We start from the raw sequence: 23,260 nt of genomic DNA, 5'->3' as shown, positions 1-23,260 counted from the left end.
CGCACCCGGTCTATTGCAGCCCTTTACCAGAGCCCGCACTCCCGATGCCCGACCCCACGCCCTCGCCCAACCCGCCCACCTCTCTGCCGCTGGTCCTGGCCGGCCCGCTGTTGCGGCGCATGCAACCGGAGCGCGTGGTGCTGTGGCTGGTGGGCTCGCGGCAGCTGGACCTGACCCTGCGCCTGGATGCGGACGGCGACACGGCGCAGGACCATCGCCTGGACGAACAGCAGTGCCAGGTGGTGCAGGTGGGCGAGCGGGCCTTCCTGCACCTGATCGACCTGACCCTCGACACGCCGCTGCCCTGTGACGTGCGCATCGACTACGACCTGCTGATCGCCAGCGACGAGCAATCGCCTCTGGGCATCGCCGACTGGGCGCCACACCTGCTTTATGAGGGCGCCGAGCGCCCGAATTTCGTCCTGCGCGAACGCATCGACCAGGTGCTGCACGGCTCCTGCCGCAAGCCGCACCACTGCGCGCCGGACGGCCTGCTCTGCGTCGACCGCCTGCTGGCCAAGCCCCACGAGCCCCGGCAGCGGCCCAACCTGCTGCTGATGAGCGGCGACCAGGTGTACGCCGACGATGTGGCCGGCCCCATGCTGCGGGCGATCCACCAGGTCATCGCGGCCCTGGGCCTGTTCGGCGAGCGCCTCGAAGGCGCGGTGGTCGACGACAGCGAAGCGCTGTACCAGCACCCGGCCAGCTACTACCAGCGCGCCGAGCTGCTGCCAGCCCTGGCCACCAACGAGACCCTGCGCGAGAAATTCTTCGGCGGCGTGGAAAAGCCGATCTTCACCAGCAACACCGCCGACAACCACCTGGTGACCTTCGCCGAGGTCCTGGCCATGTACCTGCTGGTCTGGTCACCGACGCCCTGGACCCTGCTCGACACCGAGATGCCCGAGCTGACCCCGGAGGAAACCGAGCGCTACCAGGACGAGCGCGGCCGCGTCGAAGCCTTCCGCAGCGGCCTGGGCCAGGTGGCTCGGGCGCTGGCGCACATCCCGACGCTGATGATCTTCGACGACCACGACGTCACCGACGACTGGAACCTGTCCGCCTCCTGGGAGCAGGTCGCCTATGGCCACCCGTTCTCCAAGCGCATCATCGGCAACGCGCTGATCGCCTATCTGCTGTGCCAGGGCTGGGGTAACAACCCCGATGCCTTCACCGAGCCGCTGCAGGCGATCCAGGCCATGACCCGCGGCCGCGACGCCGAGAACCACCTGGACGCCAGCGCGCAGGATGAGCTGATCGAAACGCTGCTGAGCTTTCACCAGTGGCAGTACGTGCTGCCCACCACGCCGGCCTTGGTGGTGCTCGACACCCGCACCCGGCGCTGGCGCAGCGAACGCAACCTGAAGCGGCCGTCCGGGCTGCTGGACTGGGAAGCGCTGTGCGAATTCCAGCAGGACCTGCTCGACCACCCCAGCGCGATCATCGTTTCGCCGGCGCCGATGTTCGGCGTCAAGCTGATCGAAACCATCCAGCGGGTCTTCAGCTGGGCCGGCCACCCGCTGATGGTCGACGCGGAAAACTGGATGGCCCACCGTGGCGCCGCCCAGGTGATGCTGAACATCTTCCGCCACTCGCGCACGCCGGGGCATTACGTGATCCTCTCGGGTGACGTGCATTACTCCTTCGTCTACGAGGTGCTGATCCGCCAGCGCAAGCGCGGCCCACACATCTGGCAGATCACCAGCAGCGGCCTGAAGAACGAATTCCCACCGCGCCTGCTGGACTGGTTCGACCGCCTCAACCGCTGGCTGTACGCACCCTGGTCGCCGCTGAACTGGCTGACCAAGCGTCGCCGCATGCAGGTGGTGCCGCGCATCCCGTCGCGCAGCAAGGCCGGCGAGCGCCTGTGGAACGGCGCCGGCGTCGGCCAGGTGTTCTTCAACGACCAGGGCCAGCCCTGCGACGTCATCCAGCACAACGCCGACGGTTCCCCCCCCGTGGCCTTCGTCGACGACCGCGACGAAGCGCGGGAGCTGCAATCGCAGCGCACCTAGCACGCCTCGAGTGGTCCCCCGTGGGAGGGGCTTTAGCCGCGAGCGTGTGCAATCGCCGCTGAAGCGCCTCCCACACGCCCATCACCGACACGACCCTCAGCCGCAACGCACCTGACACCGGAGCGCGCCCTGTAGGAGCGGGCTTGCCCGCGAGCGTTTGTTCCGACCATCACCTCGATGCTGGCCATGACGCCGTCGAGCTCGCAGCTGAAGCCGCTCCTACAGGTTGTGCACCTCCACGACAGAGACCATAGGGTGGAAAACCGCAAAGCGTTTTCCACCACGACCCTCAGCCGCAACGCACCTGACACCAGAGCGCATCCTGTAGGAGCGGGCTTGCCCGCGAGCGTTTGTTCCGACCATCACCTCGGTGCTGGCCATGACGCCGTCGAGCTCGCGGCTGAAGCCGCTCCTACAGGTTGTGCACCTCCACGGCAGAGACCGTAGGGTGGAAAACCGCGAAGCGTTTTCCACCACAACCCTCAGCGCAGCTTTTCCAGCATCTGGTAGTACCACATGCCCGCGGCCAGCATCGGGTTGCCGAGCACGTCGCCCAGGGGCACCTTGATGTGCGAGCAGCCAGCGAAGGTGTCGAACTGCTCCAGGGTGCCGGTCAGGGCGTTGGCCATGATCTCGCCCATGATGTGGGTGGTGGCTATGCCATGGCCGGAGTAGCCCTGGCAGTACCAGACGTTGTCCGAGAGCTTGCCGAGCTGCGGGATGCGGTTGATGACGATGCCCATGGCGCAGCTCCACTGGAAGTCGATCGCCACGCCCTTGAGTTGCGGGAAGGTGCGTTCGATGCCCGGTCGCAGCTCCGCCGCGATGTCCCGCGAATCGCGGCCCGAGTAGTTGCAGCCGCCGCCGAACAGCAGGCGTTTGTCGGCGGTCAGGCGGTAGTAGTCGAGCACGAAGCGGCAGTCGTACACCGCCAGGTCTTGGGGGTTGAGCTGCTCGGCCAGCTCGCCCAGAGGCGCGGTGGTGACGATGCCGCCCATGGCCGGGAAGATCATGCCCTTGAGCTTTTTCGCCTCCAGCTTGTGGTACACGTCGCCGGCCAGCAGCACCTGGCGGGCGTTGATCCGCCCCTGTTCGGTGATCACCGCCGGCCGCACACCGTGCACGATATCCAGCACCGGCGAGTGCTCGAAGATCAGTGCCCCCAGGCTCTCGGCGGCGCGGGCTTCGCCGATGCACAGGTTGAGCGGATGCAGGTGCATGTTGCGGGTGTTCTTCAGCGCGCCGCTGTAAAGGTCGCTGGCCAGGTGGTTGCGCACGCCTTCGCGATCGAGCAGGGTCACGCTGTCGCCCATGCCGCGGCGCAACGCCTCTTCGTAGCTGTTGGCCAGCTCGTCCATGTGCGCCGGTTTCATGGCCGCGTGCAGGTGGCCGTGCTTGAGGTCGCAGTCGATGCCGTAGCGGGCCACGCGGTTCTTGATGATGTCGTGGCCGCGCCAGCGCAGGTGCCAGATGAAGTCATCCACCTCGCTGCCCAGGCGGTTGCGCATCTGCTTGCGCATGGCTTCGTCGCCGGACAAGCTGCCAGTGACCTGGCCGCCGTTGCGCCCGGTGGCGCCCCAGCCGATCTTCTGCGCCTCGACGATGGCGACCTTGAGGCCGCGCTCGGCCAATTCCACCGCGCTGGCGACCCCGGTGAAGCCGCCGCCGATGATCACCACATCGACACTGACCTCGCCTTGCAGGGTCGGGTAATCGGTGTCCTGGTTGAGGGTGGCGCTGTAGTAGGACGGGCAGCGCTCTGCCGCGGGAATGGCGGCCTGGATAATGGCATTCATGGGGAAATCCTTCTCGGCGCGCCGGGCGCACCGTGGGTATTCGGGTTGGGCGTTTGGTGGATAACCTCGACGCGTTATCCACACTACGAACGGTGGACAAGCTGCGCGTTGTCCACCCTACGTCATGACATTCCGGTCAGGCCTGGGTCAGGTACCAGCGCCAGTCCTGCTCGCTAACCTCGGCCATGAACTGCCGGTACTCGGCGCGCTTGACCGCCAGGTACACGCCCAGGAAGGCGCTGCCCAGGGCTTCGCGGGCCCAGCTGGAACGTTCCAGCGCCTGCAGCGAGGTCAGCCAGTCGGTGGGCAGCAGTTCCTGGGCCTGCTCGTAGCCGTTGCCCTCCACCGGGTCGCCCGGGTCGAGGTCCTCGCGGATGCCGCGGTGGATGCCGGCCAGGATCGCCGCCGCCGCGAGGTAGGGGTTGGCGTCGGCGCCGCAGATACGGTGTTCGATATGCCGGGTATTGGCTGGGCCACCGGGCACGCGCAGCGACACGGTACGGTTATCCACACCCCAGGTCGGGGCCAGGGGCGCGTAGCTGTTGGCCTGGAAGCGCCGGTAGGAGTTGGCGTTAGGGCAGAACAGCAGCAGCGAATCGAGCAGCGAGGCGAGCATGCCGCCCACCGCCTGGCGCAGCAGCGGCGTGCCGGCCGGGTCTTCGGCGGCGAACAGGTTGCGGCCCTCGGCATCGGCCAGGCTGACGTGCATGTGCATGCCGGTGCCGGCCAGGTGATCGAAGGGTTTGGCCATGAAACACGCCTGCATCCCATGCGTGTGCGCCACCCCCTTGACCAGCCGCTTGTAACGCACCGCCTGGTCCATCGCCAACAGCGCATCGCCGTGCTCCAGGGTGATCTCCACCTGGCCCGGGGCGTATTCGGAAATCGCCGTGCGCGCCGGAATGCCCTGGGCCTTGCATGCCGCGTAGAGGTCCGCCAGGAACGGCTCGATCTGCTCCAGCTCGCGCAAGCCATAGACCTGGGTCTGCCGCGGGCGCTGGCCATCGGCATCCAGCGCAGGTTGCGGGCAACCGGCGGCGTCGCGCTTCTGGTCGAGCAGGTAGAACTCCAGCTCGCAGGCCATCACCGGGTGATACCCCTCGGCCTTGAGCTGGTCGATGACCTGGATCAGCACATGACGCGGGTCGGCCACCGCGGCCGGCATGCCAGACTGCGGGTGCATGCTGACCTGCACCGCCGCCATGGGAATCTGCCGCCAGGGCATGCGGGTCAGGCTGCCTTCCAGCGGAAAGGCGCGGCAATCGATGTCGCCGACATCCCAGACCAGGCCGGAATCCTCGACGTCATCGCCGCCCATGCTCAGGCCGAGAATGGTGCTGGGCAGCGGGCGGCCGCTTTCGTAGACGGCGAGCAGCTCATCGCGGTGCAACAGTTTGCCGCGCGGCACGCCGTTGGCGTCGAGGATGAACAGCTCGAACATGTCGATATCGGGGTTTTGCGCCAGGAATGCCTGGGCCTGCTCGATGGAAGCGAATTGCATGGGACTCTCGTTAGCGCCGGATGGCGCGCACTGCCCGAGACGGGCAACAGCTAGCGACGGGCTGTGATGACAGCCGGTGGGATCAGCCAACCACGAGAATAGCGTCCGGCGGGCGCGCGTGCCGGCAATGCCAGAGCGCCCAGAACGCGAGGATTTCAGGCAACAGCGAGTTGGTCCGGCTGAGGCCGAAGCAGGGCCTTACACGCGAAGGCGCGCAGGCTGCAGAGCGGAAAAAACGGAACAGGGACGCACTCATGCCCGCAGGCTCGCACAGGCCATGCGGGGCATTAAATTCGACTTTCTACACATTCAGTTGCGGCCCGACTAAACATTCCACCCCCTACTGCTCCGGCTTGTAGCCCAGGCGCAGGCCACCCCAGTGCCGGCCGTTGACATGGATCGGCACCGACAGGTCGTGCATCAGCTCGCCGGTATCGCGCATGTAGGTCTGCAGCAGCAACAGCTTCTCGTGGCTGCCACAACGGATGCCGGTGCGGTCGTTGAACAGGCGCTTGCTGCGGCTCTTCACGGTGTCGATGGCGCGGTCGCCCACTGGTGGATGGTTGAACGCGTTGTTATGGGTCGGCACGTAGCCTTCCGGTGTGGTGGCGATGGCGAACACCAGGCCTTCGTGACGGCTCAACAACGGCTCCTGCAAGGTCGGCAGGAGCTGGTCGGCGTAGCTGTCGAAACGGGTCTTGTACTTGGCCGGGAAGGTGTTGGGGATCGGCTGGTACTGGCGGTCGAACAGGTCCTGCTGGCTGACCCGCCCGGCGGCGATGTCCGCCTCGAAACGCGCGGCAATCGACGCCGCGCCTTCGCGGGCCAGGTCGTAGATGCGCTGGTGGTAATCGTCCAGGCCCACTTCGGCCAACTGCTCGCTGACGGTTTCCGCCAGGCCCACCAGGTGCTCGGCAGCAGTGCCCAGTTGCCGGGTCTGGCCTTCGCTGGCCAGGGCGTCGGCGCGCAGTTGCTCCACCGCGACGAACAGGCTGGCCAGGCGCTCGTGGTTGCTGGCCGTGCCGGAACTGATTTGCGCCACCTGCTCCTCCACGTCCACCGCCAGGGTGGCGATGCCCTGCAACTGCTCGCCGGTGTGCTCGACCTGGCGCGCTGCCTGGTCCAGCTCATCGGCCTGGCGCTGGATATGGGCCACCACCGCGGCGCTCTGCTGGCGGATGTCGGCGACCATCTGCCCCACTTCTTCGGTGGCGCTGGCGGTGCGGCCGGCCAGGTTGCGCACCTCGTCGGCCACCACCGCGAAGCCGCGGCCCTGCTCGCCGGCCCGCGCCGCCTCGATGGCGGCGTTGAGCGCCAGCAGGTTGGTCTGGCTGGCGATGGACTGGATCACCTGGGTGACCTGTTCGATCTGCTCGGTACGGGCGCTCAGGCCGTCGATCAATTCGCGGCTGGCGGCAGTCTGTGCGCTGAGCTGCTGCATCGCGGTGATCGCCTGTTGCAGCTCCTGCTGGCCGCTGGCGCTGTTCTGGCGCACGGTCTGCGCTGCGGCCAGGGTCTGCTCGGCGCGCAGGGCGTTGTCCTGTTCGGTGTGGGTGATGGCGTCGGCGCCCTGGCTGATCTGCTCGACCGCGCCAAGCTGCGATTGCAGCTTGCCCGCCAGCTGCTGCACGGCGTGGGACACCTGGGCGGCGGACAGGGCGTTGTGGCAGGTGTGGCGCGAGAGGTTCTGGCTCAGGCTGGAAAAGCGACCCTCTTCGGGCGTCGCTTCAGGCGCAGGCTCGTGCTGGCGTTGCCAGGGCCCGAGCCAGGGCCACAGGGCCAGCAGCAGGAAGGACGGGATGCTCACGTACCAGGGCATCACCACCTGTTGGTACACCGCCATCAGCGCGGCCAGCCCCAGCGCATGCAGCAGGCACGCCTGGGGGTAGCGGATAAACGCAGAACGCATGACAGACCTCGTTATTCTTATTCTGGCCATCCGGTGGCCAGGTAGGGTCATGGACGTGGCGGCCGTCTGGCGGACCGGCCACGGACTATCGCGTGCAATGTGTCTGACTACTGGATCGGCCTGAGCGGCGCAATCTGAAGGTCCGATCGGATGATGCCATCGCACGGGGCTGTCCAGCAGCCGTCGCGCGCCTGAGCCGATTCAACCACGGCAGGCCCTGCAGGCGCCATGGCACTTTGGTAGCACGGTCAGCCGGACAGGCTGTGGCGCTGCACGAAACTGCGGTCCAGGTAGTCCTTCCAGCGTCCGTAGAACTGCCCGCCGGCGCTCCAGTCGCGCCAGCCGAGCAGCGCGCCGCCATCGCCCGTGGCCAGCAGGGCTAGGCGTTGCCGATGAGGACGGTAACTGCGCAGCGGCGCACCCCGCAGCACCGCGCTCAGGTTGGCCGCGAGCACCGGTGCCTGGCGCTGCGCGTAGGCCATGCTGCGCTGGACGCCCGGCAGGCTGGCGCAATCGCCTACCGCGAAGAGATGGCCGTGGGAGTGGCTCTGCAGGGTCGGCGCCACCAGCACGAAGCCTTCGCTGTCACAGCTCAGGCCGCTCTCGGCCAGCCAGGGCAGCGCCTGGCTGCCGGTGGCGAGCAGCAGGCGCGCGGTGCGCCAGACCGGCTCGTCGGCACTGACCAGGCAATCGCCGTCGATCCGGTCCACCGGGCAGTGCTCGCGCACCTGCACCCGGCGCTGACGCAGATGGCCCAGGGCGCGCATGCGCAAGCCGGCCGGGTGGCCGTCCAGCAGCGGGCCGGCGCAGAACAGCGTCACCTGCGGCACCTGGCCAGCGATGGCCAGGGCCAGCTCCACACCCGCCGGGCCGCCACCGAGGATCGCCAGCGGTTGCGGGTCGGCCTGCCAGGCGCGCCAGCCCTGCAGGAAGGTAGCGAACGGCTTGACCGCCAGCACCTGCATGCCCTCGCCCGACTGCGGTGGGCAAACGGAGCCGGCACCGACGTTCAACGACAGCCAGCTGGCACCGAGGCGGCGGCCATCCTCGAGCAGCACCTGCTGCTCGGCGGCGGACAGCGCCTGCACGTTGCCCTGGATCAGCTCGACCTTGGCCGCCCGGCACAGCGGCGCCAGCTCGACCTGGCAATCCGCTGCCGGAAACCGCCCGGCCAGCAGCCCCGGCAGCATGCCCGAGCACCAGGTCTGGGGGTCGGGGCTGAGCAGGGCGATGCGACCGGGCGGCCGCTCGATCAGCGCCCAGCGCCGCAACACCCCGAGGTGAGCATGGCCGGCACCGATCAGCAGCAGGTCGTGGTGGTTCATGGGCGTTCGAGTCCTTCCCGGTACTGGCTGGGCGCCTGCCCGGTCCAGCGTTTGAATGCGCGACTGAAACTGCTGGTGTCGGCGAACCCCAGCAGGTAGGCAATTTCACTGATGCTGCAACGCGGGTCCCGCATGTGCTGCACCGCGAGGCTGTGGCGGGTCTCGCTGAGCAGGCTTTCGTACCCCGTGCCCTCATCGGCCAGGTGCCGCTGCAGGCTGCGCAGGCTCAGGTGCAGGGTCTGGGCGACACGCTCGGCCGACGGCTCGCCGTCCGGCAGCTGCGCCGCCAGGCAGGCCCGCACGCGGCTGCTCCAGGTTGCCGGTTGTAGACGCTCGAGACTGCGCTCCAGGGCACGCTCGTTGTGCTCGGCCAGCTCCGGGTTGCCGTCGTCCAGGCGCTGCTCGAAGGCCGTGCGGGAAAAACGCAGCAGGTTGTCCTCGGCGCCGAAGTGCACCGGGGCGCGGAACACCGCTTGCCAGGGCTGTGGGTCGGCCGGTTCGGGGCGTTGCAGGTGCACCGCCAGCGGCGCGAAATCACGCCCCAGGCGATTGCGGCAACTGCGCACGTAGATCGCGGCGAAGGCATCCAGCGCCTCGGGGGCCGGCGCCGGGCTGCCGGGCGGCACGCGAAAGCGGAATTCGTAGGCCTGGGGCGTTTCGTGCAGCACCAGCTCCAGGGCATCGCTGACCACCCGGTGGTAGCGCACGATGCGCTCGAACATCTCGCGCAGGCTGCTGCTGGCGAGCAGGGCGTAGCCCAAGGCATGGAAGGTGGTGGGGCTGACGAACTGCGAGGTCTTCAGGCCCAGCGCCGGATCGCCGCTGGCTTCGACCGCCAGTTGCCACAAGCGCGTGGTGCGCGACAGCGGGCAGCGCCCGTTGGGGTCGTCCAGCTGGCTGGGGTCGAGCCCGGCCGCCTGGCACAACGCCGTGCTGTCCAGGCCCAGCGCATCCAGCTGCTTGCGCAGGGCGCGGGTCCAGCTGGCCAGGGTCGTGGGTTCGTCAGTCATGCAGATTGGCGGGTCCGGTCAACAGGTTGGCGTTCAGGGTCAGGCGCTCGTTCGAGCCTGGCGGCACAGTGGCCGCACAGTCAACAAGAGGATGTAGGCATGTCCCATTCCCCTGCAAGTGCCCAGCAACGTGCCGCAATCATTCGCGAACAGGTGATGGCCCATGGCGTCGAGCTGCGCCAGCGCTTCCCGCTGCTCAAGCACCAGGACGCCCTCGGCGCCGGTATCCTGGCCTTCGCCCTGGCCGGCATGATCGGCTCGGCGGCGCTGTACCTCGGCGGGCACCTGGCCTGGTGGGCCTGCCTGCTGCTCAACGCGTTCTTCGCCTCGCTGACCCACGAGCTGGAGCACGACCTGATCCACTCCATGTACTTTCGCAAACAACCGGTGCCGCACAACCTGATGATGGGCCTGGTCTGGCTGGCCCGGCCGAGCACCATCAACCCCTGGGTGCGCCGCCACCTGCACCTCAACCACCACAAGCTCTCCGGCACAGAACAGGATCTGGAGGAGCGCGCCATCACTAATGGCGAGCCCTGGGGCATCGCCCGCCTGCTGATGGTCGGCGACAACATGATGTCCTCGTTCATCCGCTTCCTGCGCGCCAAGACCGCTCAGCACCGCTGGATGATCGTCAGCCGCACGCTGAAGGTCTATGCGCCGCTGGGCCTGTTGAACTGGGGCACCTGGTACGTGTTTCTGGGCTTTCATGCCATCGACGGCCTAGCCAGCTTGGCCGGCGCGCCCATCGACTGGTCGGCCACCACCCTGAGCGTGATGAACGCGGTGAACATCGCCGTGGTGGTACTGGTCGGCCCCAACGTGCTGCGCACCTTCTGCCTGCACTTCATCAGCTCGAACATGCATTACTACGGCGATGTCGAGCCGGGCAACGTGATCCAGCAGACCCAGGTCCTCAACCCCTGGTGGCTGTGGCCGCTGCAGGCGTTCTGCTTCAACTTCGGCAGCAGCCATGCGATTCACCATTTCGTGGTCAAGGAGCCGTTCTACATCCGCCAACTGACCGTGCCCTTCGCCCACCGGGTGATGCGCGAACACGGCGTGCGCTTCAACGACTTCGGCACCTTCGCCCGGGCCAACCGCTGGACGCAGCGCGAACAGGTCAGCCCCCTGGCCCAACAGTCGAACGCCTGAGCTCGCCGGGCCTTACTCCAGGGCGGCGGGCGGCGCAAGCGGACGATCGGCCAATGACGACTGCTGCCGAGTGAGACCGCCAGCGCAATCACGACTGTCGCGTTCGGCTAGACTGCAGGGGCGCCAGTCCGTCCCCGGAGCCCCGGAAAGACAGGGCCTGGCGCCATCGCAGTATGGATTTGGGCGCCAGGATGACTCAGCTGCTACGACATTTCGTGCTCGGCCTGCTCGCCGCCCTCTGGCTGCCGCAGGGGCTGGCCGCTGCCCTGCCGACGCTGCACCTGAGCGCCGAACAGCTGCAGACACCGGTCGCCATCCGCGAAGCCCTGCTGCTGGAAGACCCGCAAGGCCTGCTGACGCCCCTTGAAGCCCTCACCCGCATCCGCGCCGAGGGCGTACCGAGCGGCGGCCCGCCCAGCATGGGCTATTCCACCAGCGTCTGGTGGGCGGCGCTGAACCTCGAAGCCCCCGCCCTGCAACGCCTGAACCTGCTGATCGCCCACCCCTTCCTGGATGACGTGGAAGTCTGGCTGTACGACCGCGAACACTTCGTGGCTGCGCTCTACAGCGGCGATGACCGGCCCTTCCTGCAGCGCGGCGAACCCTACCCGCAGCTGATGCTGGCCCTGCCCCGCCTCGGCCAGGGCCCGCAGACCCTGCTGATACGGGTGCAGAGCGGCTCCTCGATCAGCCTGCCGATGCACCTGGTCAGCGCCGAGCAGAGCAACCTGCTGATCGCCCGCAGCTGGCTGCAGAGCGGCCTGCTGATCGGCGCCCTGCTGGGCATCGCGCTGTTCTACCTGGTCAAGTACAGCACCCTGCGCGAGCCGCAACTGGCCTACTACTGCATCACCGTATTCGGTGTGGCGGTGTACAACGCCTCGCTGCACGGCATCAACGCCATGCTGGTGCCGGACTGGCCCGGCTTCACCAGCCTGATGACCAACCTGTCGACGCCGGTGATGCTGATCTTCAGCACGCTGTTCCTCACCAGCGCCCTGAAGCTGCGCCTGGGCCGCCTGCGGCACCTGCGCAACGGGCTGTTCGTGCTGGTGGTGCTGGTTTGCGGCTGGAGCGCCGTGGAGGGCAGCGCCAATGCCTACCGCACCCTCAACGTGCTGATCCTGCTGACCGGCCTGGTGCAGCTGAGCTTCGCCCTGCTCGGCCTCTACCAGCGGCGGCCCTACGCCCTGGGCTACCTGCTGTGCTGGAGCACCGCGCTGGTGCTGATGCTACTGGTGCCGCTCAGCCGCGCCGGCTACATCCCGCTGCCGCCGGGCTTCAACTACCTGCACGCCTACCTGCCGGCGATCAGCATGCTGCTGTTCGGCGCCCTGCTCGACAAACAGCTGGAGCGGGTGCGCCGCGCCCTGCTGCACAGCCAGGCCCAGGCCATCGGCAACCTGGAGCAGTACCAGGCACTGTTCCGCAGCGCCAGCGAAGGGATTTTCCGCTGCACCCGCTCCGGCACCCTGCTGGAGGTCAACCCGAGCCTGGCGCGCTTCCTGGAGGCCAGCGAAAGCCCGGACGCGCTGGTCGGCACGCCGATCCAGCAACTGCTCGGCGACGACCAGTGGCAGGCCCTGGCCGCCAGCCTGAGCCCCAGCCAGACGGCGGTGAGCCAGGAATGCCAGGTCTTCGACCAGCAGGGCCAGGCGCACTGGATCTACCTGTCGCTGCACCTGCGCATCGCCCAGGACTGCATCGAAGGCATCGTCGTCGACCTCAGCGAGCGGCGCGCCCTGGAAGAGCGCCTGCAAGTGCTGGCCTCGCGCGATTCGCTGACCGGCCTGCTCAACCGCCGCGAGCTGGAGCGCCTGCTGCAGGACAGCCTCACCGGCAACAGCAAGCGCCGCTTCAGCCACCTGCTGTGCCTGGACCTGGACCAGTTCAAGCACGTCAACGACCTGTGCGGTCACTCCGCCGGCGACCAGTTGCTGCGTCAGCTCTCCGGCCACCTGCTCAGCCACCTGCCGCGGCACGCCGAGCTGGCGCGCATCGGCGGCGACGAATTCGCCATCCTGCTGCGCGAGGCCGACGACGCCGCCGGCATGCTGCAGGCCGAACACCTGCGCGCCTGCGTCGAGCAATTCGTCTTCACCTGGCAGGGGCGGCCGTTCCGGGTGTACGCCAGCATTGGCCTGCTGGCCCTGGGCGACGGCGTGAGCGACTGGGAAACCGCATTGAACTGGGCCGACAGCGCCAGCCAGCAAGCCAAACACCAGGGCCGCAATCGGGTGCAGCAGTTCAACCCCGGCGACGGCGCCCTGCTCGAGCACCAGCGCCAGCTGCAGTGGATCACCCGCCTGCGCGAAGCCATCGACCACGCGCATTTCGAACTGTTCTTCCAGCCGGTGATGCCGCTGCAGAAGCCGGCCGACGGCCTGCACTACGAAGTGCTGCTGCGCTACCACGATCCGCAGAGCGGCAAGTGGGTCAGCCCCGGCGAGTTCCTCAGCGCGGCGGAGCGCTATGGCTTCCTCGGCGCTATCGACCGCTGGGTGATCCAGCAACTGCTGCAGTGGCTGGCCAACAACCCGGAGCATGTGCGGCAGCTGGCCCAGGTCAACATCAACCTCAGCGCCAGCTCGCTGCTGGATGCCGAGTTCCACCACCTGCTGCACAGCGAACTGCAACGCCACCGGATACCGGCCAACAAGCTGTGCATCGAAGTCACCGAGATGGTGGCGCTGGGCGAGCTGGGCGTGTCGTCGCAGTGGATCAGCCAGTTGCGCGACCAAGGCCTCAAGGTGGCGCTGGACGACTTCGGCAGCGGCTTCGCCTCTTACGCGTACCTGCGTCACCTGCCGCTGGACATCCTGAAGATCGACGGCAGCTTCATCGTCGGTATCGAGAACGACCCGATCAACCAGGCCATGGTCCGCTCCATGCAGCAGATCGCCGAACAGCTCGGCCTGCAGACCGTGGCCGAATTCGTCGAACACCAGACCACCCTCGACTGCCTGCGCGACCTGGGCATCGACTACGCCCAGGGCTACTTCATCGACCGCCCCCAACCCCTGGTACGCCTGGCCGACGACGCCACCACCCCCGCCGAGCTCACCAACCCGTAGGGTGGGTTAGGCGCACGCCCACGCAGGATGCAACATCACACGAACCGGATGCGCCGTAACCCCACCAAGGCGCAGCCCGACCCGACGGCCAATGGTGGGTTACGGGACGCGCCGATTGCGCGGTTATCATCCAGACCCACCATGCGCCCCTAACCCACCCTACGAAAGCCCCACCAAACCCGTAGGGTGGGTTAGGCGCATGAGCCACGCACGACGCAACGCCGCACGAACCGATGGGCCGTAACCCACCAGAGCGCACCCCGGCCCGATGGCCAACGGTGGGTTACGGGGCGCATCGATTGCGCGGTTACCATCCAGTATCTCCAGGCGCCCCTAACCCACCCTACGAAAGCCCCACCAAACCCGTAGGGTGGGTTAGGCGCACGAGCACGCACGACGCAACGCCACATGAACCGGATGCGCCGTAACCCACCAGAGCGGACTCCGAGCCAATGGCCCATGGTGGGTTACGGGGCGCATCGATTGCGCGGTTACCTCCCAAGACCACCAGGCGCCCCTAACCCACCCTACGAATGCTTCCCACCAGAGCCGTAGGGTGGGTCAGGCGCACGAGCACGCACGACACAACACCGCATAAACCGGATGCGCCGTAACCCACCAGAGCGCACCCCGGCCCGATGGCCAACGGTGGGTTACGGGGCGCGTCGATTGCGCGGTTATCACCCAGACCCACCATGCGCCCCTAACCCACCCTACGAAGCCATCCCACCAAACCCGTAGGGTGGGTTAGGCGCACGAGCACGCACGGCGCAACACCGCATGAACCGAATGCGCCGTAACCCACCACATGCGCCCAGCGCGAGACCACCGATGGGTTATGACAGGCAAAAAAAGACCCGCCGAAGCGGGTCTTTTTATCCGGCTGGGAATCAGGCCAGTTCGTCGAAGCACTCGGCGATGATCGCCAGGCCCTTGTCGAGCAGGGCGTCTTCGGCGGTGATCGGCACCAGCACGCGCAGGACGTTGCCGTAGGTGCCGCACGACAGCAGGATCAGGCCCTTGTCGCGGGCCTTGGCCACCACCTGGCCGACCAACGCGGCGTCCGGCTTGTGGTGATCGCCACCCTGGAACACCTCGACCGCGATCATCGCACCCAGGGCACGCACATCACCGATCGATTTGTGCTTGGCCTGGATGGCCTTGAGGCCGGTCACCAGGCGCTCGCCGACAGCCTTGCAACGGTCCAGCAGGTGCTCTTCCTCGAACACCTCCATCACCGCCAGGGCCGCGGCGCAGGACAGCGGGTTGCCGGCGTAGGTGCCGCCCAGGCCGCCCGGGGCGATGGCGTCCATGTACTCGGCCTTGCCGCACACACCGGCCAGCGGGAAACCACCGGCGATGGACTTGGCGAAAGTGGTCAGGTCAGCGACCACGCCCATCTGCTCCATGGCGAAGAAGGTACCGGTACGGCCGGCGCCGGTCTGCACTTCGTCAGCGATCAGCAGGATGCCGTGTTGGTCGCACAGCGCACGCAGGCGCTGCATGAAGGCCTTCGGCGCCACGTAGAAACCACCCTCGCCCTGTACCGGCTCGATGATGATGGCGGCGATGTCCTTGGGCTCGGCGTCGTTCTTGAAGATGCGTTCGATGCTGGCAATGGCGTCATCCACGCTCACGCCATGCAGCTCGCACGGGTACTGGGCGCGGAAGATGCCGCCCGGCATCAGGCCCATGCCGGCGGAGTACGGCACCACCTTGCCGGTCAGGCCCAGGGTCATCATGGTGCGGCCGTGGTAGCCGCCGGTGAAGGCGATCACCCCGGCGCGGCCGGTGGCGGCGCGGGCGATTTTCACGGCGTTTTCCACCGCTTCCGAGCCGGTGGTCACCAGCAGGGTCTTCTTGTCGAAGTCGCCCGGCACCTTGGCGTTGATCTTCTCGCACAGCTCCACATAGGGCTCGTACGCCAGCACCTGGAAGCAGGTGTGGGTCAGCTTGCCCAGCTGCTCCTGCACCGCCGCGATCACCTTCGGGTGCAGGTGGCCGGTGTTGAGCACCGCAATACCGCCGGCAAAATCGATGAACTCGCGCCCTTCGACGTCCGTCACGGTGGAGTTCTTCGCCGACTCGGCGAAGATCGGGTGGATCTGGCCCACGCCGCGCGGAACGGCAGCGGTGCGGCGTTGCATCAGGGATTCGTTGGTCTTGCTCATGACGTCCTCATTCGCCGCTCATCGGTCGGCGTGGTTCAAGGATAATGACCGGGTTAGCGCCGCAGCAGCATACGATGATCGACTGCTACGGCCCTCCCGGCCACAGGGAAATTTACTGCCATCCCCTGTTCACTACGTCCTGTGCGGAGCGTAGCGAGCGAAGGTCAGGCAAGGCGGCGGGTTCGGAAAAAAGCGGAGTTGGCTCCTGCCAATGAGCATTTTTTCCGGGCCCGCCAACGCAGCATCACCGAAGCGCAGTAGCGACTTAGTTAAATGCCCAGGCAGAGGTACTTGATCTCCAGATAATCCTCAATGCCGTACTTGGAGCCTTCACGGCCCAGGCCCGACGCCTTCACGCCGCCGAACGGCGCCACTTCGTTGGAAATCAGGCCGGTGTTGATGCCCACCATGCCGTACTCCAGCGCTTCCGCCACGCGGAACACGCGGCCCAGGTCGCGGGCATAAAAGTAGGAGGCCAGGCCGAACTCGGTGTCGTTGGACATGGCGATCACTTCGGCCTCGTCCTTGAAGCGGAACAGCGGCGCCAGCGGGCCGAAGGTTTCTTCCTTGGCCACCGCAGCGGTCTTCGGCACGTCGACCAGAATGGTCGGCTCGAAGAAGCTGCCGCCCAGCGCGTGGGGCTTGCCGCCGGTGAGCAGCTTGGCGCCCTTGCTCAGCGCGTCTTCGATGTGTTCCTGGACCTTGGCCACGGCCTTGTCGTCGATCAGCGGGCCGGTGGTGGTGCCCTCTTCCAGGCCGTTGCCAATCTTCAGCTTGGCGACCGCGTCAGCCAGCTTCTTGGCGAAGGCATCGTACACGCCGTCCTGCACATAAATGCGGTTGGCGCAGACGCAGGTCTGGCCGTTGTTGCGGTACTTGGAAATCAGCGCGCCTTCGACGGCGGCATCCAGGTCAGCGTCGTCGAACACGATAAAGGGCGCGTTGCCGCCCAGCTCCAGCGACACCTTCTTGATGTCCTTGGCGCACTCAGCCATCAGCTGGCGGCCGATCTCGGTGGAACCGGTGAAGCTCAGCTTGCGCACGATCGGGTTGCTGGTCAGCTCACCGCCCACTTCACCGGCGCTGCCGGTCACCACGCTGAGCACGCCTTTCGGGATGCCGGCACGGTGCGCCAGCTCGACCAGCGCCAGGGCGGAGAACGGGGTCTGCGAGGCCGGCTTGATGACCATGGTGCAGCCAGCGGCCAGGGCCGGGCCGGCCTTGCGGGTGATCATCGCGGCCGGGAAGTTCCACGGGGTGATCGCGGCGGTCACGCCGATCGGCTGCTTCATCACGATCAGGCGCTTGTCCGGCTGGTGGCCCGGGATCACATCGCCGTACACACGCTTGGCTTCTTCGGCGAACCACTCGATAAAGGACGCGGCGTAGGCGATCTCGCCCTTGGCTTCGGCCAGCGGCTTGCCCTGCTCCAGGGTCATCAGGCGGCCGAGGTCGTCCTGGTTTTCCATCAGCAGTTCGAACCAGCGGCGCAGCTTGTTCGCGCGCTCCTTGGCGGTCAGGGCACGCCAGGCCGGCAGGGCACGGTCGGCCGCTTCGATGGCGCGGCGGGTTTCTGCTGCGCCCATTTTCGGCACGCTGCCGAGGATCTCGCCGGTGGCCGGGTTATTGACCTTGATGGTCTGGCCACTGTCGGCGTCCAACCAGGTGCCGTCGATATACGCCTGCTGACGGAACAGCTGGGTGTCTTTCAATTGCATGGCAGTCTCCTCGATCCGACACCCAGGCGTCGGACAGTTGTCATCAGCCACCGAAGGGCTTGGGAATGGTCATGGTCTGGCGTGCGCGACGCCTGTCAGTACTACGAGCGGGACAATTTGCCCTGAGTTCCGAAGCACGGCGGGGCGAGCGTTTGAAATCTCAAACGAATCCTAGGGTCGCGAGGGGTAAAGGGCAATACTCCGTTCGAAAAAATTAACGAAACAGCCGTTTGACTGACATTTTTCTGATCACCGGCCCGGTTGCGTCATCCTTTCGTGTGAAATCACGAACAAGCTGGCAGCATGGACGCGCACCAGCGAGATGCGTATGATTGCGCCCCGCAACGCACTCGTAGCTCAGCTGGATAGAGTACTGCCCTCCGAAGGCAGGGGTCGTGGGTTCGAATCCCGCCGAGTGCGCCAGACATGAAAAAGCCCCAGGTGAATGCCTGGGGCTTTTTCGTTTTCGGGCAGACGGATTTATCGGGAACCGGCGCTGGCAGCGCCTTGCAGCCTTCTCCTACCAGCCGTATCGATTAACACCGACCTTCTACTCCAGTGATCCGTCTTGCGCCTCTGGCTCCCGAACGCCTACAGTTCGCCCGTCGCTGCCAATTCAGCGACCGGGTTTGGTCACCTGAGAAAATCAAGGCGCATAAGCGCCACCGCATCGGAGTAGGCGCTTTTTTGTGTCTGCTGAACCGATTTATGGTGGCTGTGCGTGGGGCGCATTCGTGCGCGCCGGGTTCCTTGATTCCCGGTTGACCAACCTGCGTACAGCCGCCACCCATTTCGTTTGGTCACGAACGTGGCGGCTTCTCAAATCAAGGAGCCGTACTCATGAAGGATTCATGCAGCCCCACCCCAGCCGCCAGCGCGGCCAGAACCATCAGCACCCTGTTCCATCCATGCAACGCCGCTCGGCAGCCGCTTTTCGCCGTGCAGCCCGGCGTGCCGGTGGCCGATGCATTGGACAGTGCCTATTGCCTGCTGGATGTGGCCGAGGAACTGGCCCTTCAGTTGAACCACACCGACGCGCAACGCCGCGAGCAGATGGGCCATGCCTGCGCCTGCCTGGTAGAAATGGCCAAGGCCACGGTGCGGGCGTGTGTCGAGGGGATTGGCAAGGCGTCGCGGCAGCATTGAGTGCGCGGTGAGCGAGCGGCGCCGGGGCAACGATCGTCCCGGGTGTCGCTTCGCTCGACCCAGGCTACGGATGCAGAAAGCCCGGCATATGCCGGGCTTTTTTGTGCCTGTGGATAACCGCGCCAGCGGGCGCGCAATGGATCAATCCCACCACAGCCCCACAGCCTGGTGGGTCTGCAGCCAGCGTTGCAGGGCCTTGTAGGCGAAGTGCTTGTCGGCAGGATCGAGGCCTTGCAGCAGCGCTTGCTGGTCAGGGGCTGGGGTTTTCTGTTCGGCCATGGCGGCGAAGCTGTCGAGGGTGTCGGGGCAGAATTTGCCGATGTCCTTGGCCAGTTTGCCGAGGTCGTCGGGCAGGCGCTCGAACTGCACGGTGAGGCGGTCGGTGCTGACGTCGAGCACGTGGATGCCGTAGTCCTTGTCCCAGCGCTGCAGCTTTTTGACGATGGCCTCGGTGTTCAGGCCGTGGTTGGCGCCCTGGGTGTAGTGGCGGTAGAGGTCGAGGTACTTGGCCTTGGCGCCGCCGTTGAGGGCGGCCTTGGGAATGGGGCTGCGTTCGGCGCCCGGGTGCTGGGCGGCCAGCCAGTCGGCGACCTCGTGGTGACCGGCATCGCGCGCGTACCAGGCGGCGGTCTGGCAGCTGTCGGGGCCGTTCCAGGCGCGGCACACGTCGGCGCCGTGGCGCACCAGCAGTTGCACCATGTCCAGCAGTCCGTCATTGGCGGCGCTCATGAGCAGGGTCATGCCGTGTTCGTCGACCCCTTTGCCCTCGACCGAGGCCCCGCGCTGCAGCAGCAGTTCCGCCACGTCGCCGTGACCGTTGAACAGGGCCGCGCCCAGGGGAGCGGCGTGCGCTCCCTCCACCGGGCAGCCCTTGTCGAGCAGCGCCTGCACGGCGCGCAGATCGCCGGCAGCGGCCTTGTCTTCCAGGTCGAAGAGTTCCTCGCCACGGCGGTCGGCCTTGGCGGCTTCGAGCAGTTTGCGGATCTTGCGGTATTCGGTTTCCACCACACGATCCTGGCGGCGCATGAGGCAGGCCAGCCAGGGTGTCAGGCCGTTGCCGTCGGCGAGGTGCGGATCAGCGCCCAGTTCCAGCAGCAACTTGACCACCGGTGGATACCCCATGCCGCCGCTGATGGCTTCGGTCAGCGGCGTGCAGCCGTTGTCGTCGAGGCCGTTCAGGTCGGCGCCGGCGGCGTGGCGCTCGCGGATGCCGTCGAGGTCATGCCAGTACAGGCCTTGCAGCAGGGATGTGGTCATCAGACGTTCCTTGTTCGGTGAGAAGTGGCAAAGGGCCACGTTATTGTTCCCAACGCAGCACCCATTCTTACCGCAATGACGGGGCGGATTCAGTAGACCACCACACACTAAACGCGACAGATTGTCATTTGTGCGACAGGGTTTTTCGGGGAGGAATGGCTGGGAAGGGTGGGGGGGTGAGCGGTTCAAGGCGTAAGGCCGCTCCTACAGAGAACGCCGTCATGTAGGGTGGATCACGCTTCACCGATCCACCGCGGCGACACACCGGGTGAGCGACATCCACCCTACGGGTACACGGAGGCTTCCAGGCACACCAGCGTTCGCGGAAGCGGGCCACCCGCGCGCTTTTCTCGAATCGGAAATCGTTGAGGCTCGCGGCCGAGGCCGCTCCTACAGGGGATGTAGAAGCGGCTGGAGCGTGAGCGTGTCAGTACAGCTCCTTGTGCACGCGACCGGTGCTCACCAGGTCCTGGACGAAGGCTTCGGCGGCCTCGTCGTCGAGCTTGCCGTGCTGGCTGGCAACGGTGACCAGGGCCTGTTCGATGGCGCTTTCCAGGTTGGCCTTGTTGCCACACAGGTACAGGGGGGCGCCCTGCTCGATCAGCTCCCAGATGTAGGCGCCGTTGTCGATCAGTGCGTCCTGCACGTAGTAGCGCCGGTCGCTGTCGCGGGAGAAAGCGGTGAGCACCCGCTCCAGTACGCCACGCGCATGCCAGCCGGCCAGGCGCGGGCGGTAGAGATAGTCCGAGGCGCGGCGGCGGTCGCCGAACACCAGGCAGGTGCGGGCGGTGCTGTTTTCCCGTTCGCGCTGTTCCAGCAGGGCGATCAGCGGGGCGATGCCGGTACCGGTACCGATCAGCAGCAGCGGGTGCTGCGCGTCCCGGGCCAGGTGGAAGCGCGGGTTGCTGCGCACGAAGACCTGCACCTCTTGGGTGTCGCGGGTCAGGTAGCCGGTGGCCATGCCCGTGCGGTCGCGGCCTTCCAGGGAATAGGCGACCTCGCGGATGCACAGGTCCACATAGTCGGCGTGGTCGTGGGAGGCGATGGAGTAGGCCCGCGGCAGCCGCTCGGGCAGCCAGTCGGCCAGTTCCTGCAGGCTGAACTGCCCCGGCGCGCAGAAGTCCGTCAGCACGTCAAAGAGGTCCTTGCCGTACAGGTAGCCGTCGAGGTCCTTGCGCGCGCTGACCTTGAGCAGGTCCTTGAGGCTGTCGTTCTGCGAGGCCTTGGCGAGGTCGCGCAGGGTCGACTTGCCGATCTGCCGCAGTTCCTTGTGGCGCAGCAGGTCGCTGGGGGCGCTCAGGCCGAACCAGGCATCGATGCGCGCCAGCAGCGCCGGGTCGTTCTCGGCCAGCACGTAGAGGTTGTCGCCGGCGCGGTACTTGATGCCGCTGCCCTTGAGGTCGAGCCGCAGCTGGTAGGCGTAGGGCGCGGTGGCGTTGAGTTCGATGCGCGAGAGGATGCGCGCCGGCCAGGCAGCGTTCTCGCCATAGGCGGTGACTTGCAGGTCCAGGCGCAGGCCGGCCTCGGCATCGCCCTTGAGCACGGCGTCGAAGGCCGCGCACCAGGTGTCGAAGAAGCCTTCGAAATCGATGTCGGCATCCACCCGGTTCATGAAGGGGATGGCCTTCTTCTCCAGCAGGGCCGCGTCCACGGCCTTGGTGAAGCCGCAGAAGGTCGGGTAGGCGGTGTCGCCCAGGCCGAAGAGGGCATAGGGCACGCCCTCCAGGGTCGCGCATGCCGCCGCCTGGTCGAGGAAACGGTCGGCGTTGCCCGGCGGCTCGCCGTCACCGAAGGAGCTGGAGACGATCACCAGCCGGTCCCTGCGGGTGAGGCTGTCGAGGGACAGGCTGTTGAGATCCTGCACGACCACGGCGTACGGCTGCACGACGGGCAGGCGTGCAAGACGCTCCGCCAGCCCGTGTGCGTTGCCGGATTCAGAGCCATAGCCGATCACGATGCGTTCGATCGAGGCTGGCATGGCGGCTTACCTGTCGTAGTAGTCGTCGAATTGTTCCTTGGAGAATTCCAGGGCTTCGAAGTCGGCCATCAGGTCGTTGATGACCCGGCGGATGCTGATGTACTCGACGATGGCGCCCTGCTCGTCGAACACCGGCTGCACCGTGGTATCGACCACGTACAGGCCGCCGTTCTTGCCGACATTGGGGATCACGCCAGTCCAGATCTCGCCCTTCTTGATGGTGTCCCACATCTGCTTGTAAGTGGCCTTGGGCACGGCGGCGTGGCGCACCAGGCTGTGAGGCTGGCCGAGCAGCTCTTCGCGGGTGTAGCCGGTGAGCGTGCAGAACAGGTCGTTGACGTAGGTGATGTTGCCTTGAAGGTCAGTGGTGGAAATCACCATGACGTTCTCCAGGGCCTGCAGGACTTTGCTGTTGATCGCTTGCATCGGTCGGTTCCTAAGGCGGATGAAAAGAGGCCGGCGGGAACGCCGGCGCAAGAGTCACCTGGGGTATTTCAGAAACCGTGCCAACAAAAAACATCAGCAAAATCAGGCAATTGGAAAATTCATTGTCCTAATGACACCACGCTTTCCAAGTCATCATGACCCGTGGTTCGTCCTAATGACTCGACGGTCCGGGCAGCCGGAAACGACGAAGGCCCCGGGTTCGCACCCGGGGCCTTCGTGGTATCGCCGTCACGCCTGGTTCAGGAGGCTGGCGGCTCGCCGCCGAGGATGCTGCTCAAGCCTTCGATTTCGGCACGCGCCACCGCGCGCTGGTCGAGCTTGATCCGCGCTGCCTCGGGCAGGTCGGTGTACTGGATGATGCCCCGCTCCACCAGGACGCTGACCACATCTTCCAGTACGCGCACCAGTTCGAGATCCGAACTGTGCAGGCTGGCCAGTCGCGCACGTACTTCTTCCTTGGCGTTCAGCCAGGCTTTCAGTTCGTCGCTTTCCACCGCCAGGTTGTCGGTCATGCCGTCGAAGGGCTGATACTCGACCCGAAGCAGGCGTCCGTGCTCGTCACGCTGTACATAAACCATGGAATTCCCCCGCCATTGCCCCCTCAGGGGGCCGATCGCATCGTTCCTTGAGACCCACACAAACGCAAGATCGTTGCATAGTCTCCTGATGCCTGCACACAGCCCGATCATCGCATAAAGGCACAGTGCCACCATACTGGCGACATTATGAAGGCATCCGGGGTGTTGCTGTCGACCCCA

General features: G+C 66.4%; 15 protein-coding genes and 1 tRNA gene. 5 read left to right on the top strand and 11 right to left on the bottom strand.

From position 1 onward, the window contains the following. Positions 1-44: 44 nt before the first annotated feature. Positions 45-2,015, top strand: a complete 1,971-nt coding sequence (locus N5C28_RS16135; RefSeq protein WP_279823873.1) for an alkaline phosphatase D family protein — start codon at positions 45-47, stop codon at positions 2,013-2,015. Positions 2,016-2,497: 482 nt separating this feature from the next. Here the strand turns inward: N5C28_RS16135 and N5C28_RS16130 are convergent, their stop codons facing one another. The 5 genes from N5C28_RS16130 to N5C28_RS16110 all read right to left on the bottom strand — a co-directional run bounded on the left by N5C28_RS16130 (position 2,498) and on the right by N5C28_RS16110 (position 9,556). Further along, positions 2,498-3,811: an FAD-binding oxidoreductase gene (locus N5C28_RS16130; protein WP_279823872.1), complete on the bottom strand. Its 1,314-nt coding sequence runs from the start codon at positions 3,809-3,811 to the stop codon at positions 2,498-2,500. Positions 3,812-3,947: 136 nt separating this feature from the next. Continuing rightward, positions 3,948-5,312: a glutamine synthetase family protein gene (locus N5C28_RS16125; protein ID WP_279823870.1), complete on the bottom strand. Its 1,365-nt coding sequence runs from the start codon at positions 5,310-5,312 to the stop codon at positions 3,948-3,950. Between the two features lie 340 nt (positions 5,313-5,652). Then, the gene (locus N5C28_RS16120; RefSeq protein ID WP_279823868.1) at positions 5,653-7,221 is read right to left on the bottom strand and encodes a methyl-accepting chemotaxis protein; all 1,569 of its coding nucleotides are present in this window, start codon (positions 7,219-7,221) and stop codon (positions 5,653-5,655) included. A gap of 248 nt (positions 7,222-7,469) precedes the next feature. Continuing rightward, the gene (locus N5C28_RS16115; RefSeq protein ID WP_279823867.1) at positions 7,470-8,546 is read right to left on the bottom strand and encodes an FAD-dependent oxidoreductase; all 1,077 of its coding nucleotides are present in this window, start codon (positions 8,544-8,546) and stop codon (positions 7,470-7,472) included. Next, the gene (locus N5C28_RS16110) at positions 8,543-9,556 is read right to left on the bottom strand and encodes an AraC family transcriptional regulator (RefSeq protein ID WP_279823865.1); all 1,014 of its coding nucleotides are present in this window, start codon (positions 9,554-9,556) and stop codon (positions 8,543-8,545) included. Before N5C28_RS16110 ends, N5C28_RS16115 begins: the two co-directional genes overlap by 4 nt. A 99-nt stretch (positions 9,557-9,655) precedes the next feature. Here N5C28_RS16110 and N5C28_RS16105 point away from each other — a divergent pair, with 99 nt between their 5' ends. Further along, positions 9,656-10,711 (top strand): fatty acid desaturase, encoded by a 1,056-nt coding sequence (locus tag N5C28_RS16105; protein ID WP_279823864.1) that lies wholly within the window; start codon positions 9,656-9,658, stop codon positions 10,709-10,711. Positions 10,712-10,902: 191 nt separating this feature from the next. After that, entirely contained in the window at positions 10,903-13,785 is a 2,883-nt protein-coding gene (locus N5C28_RS16100; RefSeq protein ID WP_279823862.1) for an EAL domain-containing protein, read from the top strand. Positions 13,786-14,675: 890 nt separating this feature from the next. On the opposite strand, the gene gabT is transcribed toward N5C28_RS16100, so the two are convergent. Together gabT and gabD are read right to left on the bottom strand one after the other, a co-directional pair. Beyond that, positions 14,676-15,956, bottom strand: a complete 1,281-nt coding sequence (gabT, locus tag N5C28_RS16095; protein WP_279823860.1) for a 4-aminobutyrate--2-oxoglutarate transaminase — start codon at positions 15,954-15,956, stop codon at positions 14,676-14,678. 269 nt (positions 15,957-16,225) lie between these two features. Beyond that, the gene (gene gabD / locus N5C28_RS16090) at positions 16,226-17,674 is read right to left on the bottom strand and encodes an NADP-dependent succinate-semialdehyde dehydrogenase (RefSeq protein WP_279823859.1); all 1,449 of its coding nucleotides are present in this window, start codon (positions 17,672-17,674) and stop codon (positions 16,226-16,228) included. Positions 17,675-18,020: 346 nt separating this feature from the next. Between gabD and N5C28_RS16085 the strand changes: the two genes are divergently transcribed. Both N5C28_RS16085 and N5C28_RS16080 read left to right on the top strand, forming a co-directional pair. Further along, a tRNA-Arg gene (locus tag N5C28_RS16085) sits at positions 18,021-18,097 on the top strand. A gap of 417 nt (positions 18,098-18,514) precedes the next feature. Then, the gene (locus N5C28_RS16080; protein ID WP_279823858.1) at positions 18,515-18,820 is read left to right on the top strand and encodes a DUF3077 domain-containing protein; all 306 of its coding nucleotides are present in this window, start codon (positions 18,515-18,517) and stop codon (positions 18,818-18,820) included. 141 nt (positions 18,821-18,961) lie between these two features. Here the strand turns inward: N5C28_RS16080 and N5C28_RS16075 are convergent, their stop codons facing one another. From N5C28_RS16075 to N5C28_RS16060, 4 genes are all read right to left on the bottom strand, one after another. After that, entirely contained in the window at positions 18,962-20,077 is a 1,116-nt protein-coding gene (locus N5C28_RS16075; protein WP_279823857.1) for an ankyrin repeat domain-containing protein, read from the bottom strand. Between the two features lie 427 nt (positions 20,078-20,504). Continuing rightward, positions 20,505-22,055 (bottom strand): sulfite reductase flavoprotein subunit alpha, encoded by a 1,551-nt coding sequence (locus N5C28_RS16070; RefSeq protein ID WP_279823856.1) that lies wholly within the window; start codon positions 22,053-22,055, stop codon positions 20,505-20,507. A 6-nt stretch (positions 22,056-22,061) separates the two neighbouring features. Then, complete coding sequence (locus N5C28_RS16065) at positions 22,062-22,481, bottom strand: PAS domain-containing protein (RefSeq protein ID WP_279823855.1); 420 nt, start codon at positions 22,479-22,481, stop codon at positions 22,062-22,064. Between the two features lie 260 nt (positions 22,482-22,741). After that, positions 22,742-23,080, bottom strand: coding sequence for a tryptophan synthase subunit beta (locus N5C28_RS16060; RefSeq protein WP_279823853.1), 339 nt, complete (start codon positions 23,078-23,080; stop codon positions 22,742-22,744). Positions 23,081-23,260: the final 180 nt, after the last annotated feature.

The organism is Pseudomonas sp. GD03944 (assembly GCF_029839275.1).
In the GTDB taxonomy this organism is placed as follows: Bacteria; Pseudomonadota; Gammaproteobacteria; order Pseudomonadales; family Pseudomonadaceae; genus Aquipseudomonas.
Note: the sequence above shows the minus strand (reverse complement) of the source record. Positions and strands in the feature narration are given on the sequence as shown.